3 protein-coding genes are annotated in these 2,761 nt (G+C 67.7%); all 3 read right to left on the bottom strand.

The genetic code is table 11. The annotated features are described in order from the left end of the window. Positions 1-828: DMT family protein (locus tag AOK17_RS44785; protein ID WP_055618403.1), on the bottom strand; the 828-nt coding region annotated here is incomplete at its 3' end. 237 nt (positions 829-1,065) lie between these two features. Further along, the gene (locus AOK17_RS44780) at positions 1,066-1,563 is read right to left on the bottom strand and encodes a phosphoribosyltransferase (RefSeq protein ID WP_055618404.1); all 498 of its coding nucleotides are present in this window, start codon (positions 1,561-1,563) and stop codon (positions 1,066-1,068) included. A 32-nt stretch (positions 1,564-1,595) separates the two neighbouring features. After that, the gene (gene dcd, locus AOK17_RS44775; protein WP_055618402.1) at positions 1,596-2,171 is read right to left on the bottom strand and encodes a dCTP deaminase; all 576 of its coding nucleotides are present in this window, start codon (positions 2,169-2,171) and stop codon (positions 1,596-1,598) included. Between the last annotated feature and the right edge of the window lie 590 nt (positions 2,172-2,761).

The raw sequence follows: 2,761 nt of genomic DNA, 5'->3' as shown, positions 1-2,761 counted from the left end.
CTGGTGGGGCTGGTGGGGCTGAGGAAGGCTGAGGAGAACCACACCCCGGGCAGCCGCCACCGCACCGGCGAGGGCGATCAGGGTGCCGGCCGTGCCGTATTGGAAGCCCTCGCCGAGCAGGCTGATGCCGATGACGGACGCGGCGACCGGGTTGACGAGGGTGAGCAGGGCCAGCGGACCGCCGAGCCCACTGCGGTACGCCTTCTGGGAGAGCAGCAGCCCGCCCGAGGCGAACGCGACGGTGAGCACCGCGACCACCGCCACGCTCCAGGACGGCGTCGGCCCGACGGCGAGCTTCTGCGCCAGCGTGGAGCCGACCCCGGAGGCGATACCGGAGGCCGCGGCGAAGGCGAGCCCGCCGAGACCGGAACCGCCGGTGGCGAAACGAACGAGCACCGCGATGACACCGAAGGCGACGAGCGCGACGCCTAGAACCTCGCCGGTCCCCAGGGTGTCGTCAGGCGCGCGCCCCGCCGCGGTGGCGACGAGCAACGCGGTCAGCCCGAAAAGAGTGAGAGCCACACCGCGCCACTGCGCACCGGAGGTCCGCCGCCGGGCAACCAGCGCACCGAGGGGCACCGCAACGACCAGGGTCAGCGCCCCGAGCGGCTGCACGAGGGTCAGCGGCCCGTACCGCAGCGCGACCACATGCAGCAGCGCGCCGGAGACGTTGAGCCCGACGGCCCCCCACCACGAGCCCCGCACGAGCGTGCCCCGCAGATCAGCCGTACCGGCCGCGGTCCGCTCCTGAACCACGGCAGCCGCCGCGTAACAGAACGCGGAGACCAGAGAGAGCGCGAGCGCGAGAACCACCGGACTGCTCAGCATCGTGGCCCTCCCTCCCCTGCGATCTCTCTGCGATCACGATCGATACGAAACGGTTTCGTACACGAACGCTACGGGGGCCACTAGCGAAACGCAAGCGTTTTTTTAAGGGCATGGAAAAACCGCCCAGGGCGACGGGGCCCTGAGCGGCATGTGGAAACGCGCCCCTTAAGGGGCGCGGGGAACTGCGCAACAAGCTACAACGGGGCCGCAGCCAAAAACCGGCCCCCAGCGGAGCGCCTACGCGTCGAGAACCTGCCCGGCCCTCTTCACCACAGGCGGCTCGACACTCCACGGGAAGTTGATCCACTCATCCGTGCGCTTCCACACGTACTCGCACTTCACGAGCGACTGCGACTTCTCGTAGATGACGGCGGACCGCACCTCCGCGACGGCGTCGACGCAGAAGTCGTACACGAGCTTCAACGTCTTGCCGGTGTCGGCGACGTCGTCCGTGATCAGGACCTTCTTGTCGGAGAAGTCGATGGTGTTGGGGACGGGCGCGAGCATGACCGGCATGTCGAGAGTGGTCCCGACCCCGGTGTAGAACTCCACGTTCACGAGGTGGATGTTCTTGCAGTCGAGGGCGTACGCGAGCCCGCCGGCGACGAAGACACCGCCGCGGGCGATGCTGAGCACGATGTCGGGCTCGTACCCGTCGTCGGCGATGGTCTGGGCGAGCTCGCGGACGGCGGTGCCGAAGCGCTCGTAGGTGAGGTTCTCGCGCAAGTCGCTCATGTCATCACCCATATCTCCGCCACCTCCGCCACTCACACCTGGGTCCGATGGAAGTTGAGGAAGGAGCGTGAGGCGGTCGGCCCGCGCTGCCCCTGGTAGCGGGACCCGTACCGGTCGCTGCCGTACGGGAACTCGGCCGACGAGCTGAGCTGGAACATGCACAGCTGCCCGATCTTCATGCCCGGCCAGAGCTTGATGGGGAGGGTCGCGAGGTTGGACAGCTCAAGGGTCACGTGCCCGGAGAAGCCGGGGTCGATGAACCCGGCGGTGGAGTGCGTGACGAGCCCCAGCCGCCCTAGCGAACTCTTGCCTTCGAGCCGCGACGCCAGATCATCGGGAAGCGAGATGACCTCGTACGTCGAGGCGAGGACGAACTCCCCGGGATGGAGGATGAACGGCTCATCCCCCTCGGGCTCGACGAGCCGCGTGAGGTCCGCCTGCTCGATGGACGGATCGATGTGCGGATAGCGGTGGTTCTCGAACACCCGGAAGTAGCGGTCGAGCCGCACGTCGACACTCGACGGCTGCACCATGGATTCGTCGTAGGGATCGATCCGTACGCGCCCGGCGTCGATCTCGGCCCGGATGTCCTTGTCAGAGAGAAGCACGCCCCGAGGATACGCAGAGCGCCCGGGCCCACCACAATCCGGTGATCGTGGCGGACCCGGGCGATGACGAACAAGGCGAACGCGCGGTACCCGGCACTGCGTACTGCGCGCCTCGTGTACTCAGTGCTTCTGATACTCCACAGGTACGACGTTGCGGAGCCGGGCACAGCGTGGGCAACGGATCAGCCGGCCGGGGCCGAGCCGATCGGCCTGCTGCATCGGAAGCGAGGCGGTGCTGAACACGTGCCCTTCGGCACAACGGACGACGGTGCTGCGTTCCATCAAGTCCTCAGAGTCCCTTCCCCAAGAGCTGCGTCTGCCTGACGAGGAAGCGCCACATTACGGGACGAAGCGGACGACCCTCCAGGCGGCACTCCGATCCCGCGCAGCCCCTCTTCATCCCCTCCACCGTACGCCCCAACTCCCGCGCCCCGCAGCCCCGTCCACCCCCCGAAACAGCACCCGGCCCCACGGCTTCAGCGCCGGGGGCCTGGCATGAGGTATGGTGATTCCGCTTTTCCGACACCGGTCCAAACCGTCCGAACCGGCGACTTTCGCGGGTTTAGTCTAGTGGTACAACATCAGCTTCC

This window comes from Streptomyces phaeochromogenes (genome assembly GCF_001418655.1).
In the GTDB taxonomy this organism is placed as follows: Bacteria; Actinomycetota; Actinomycetes; order Streptomycetales; family Streptomycetaceae; genus Streptomyces; species Streptomyces phaeochromogenes.
This window is presented reverse-complemented; position numbering and strand designations above follow the sequence as displayed.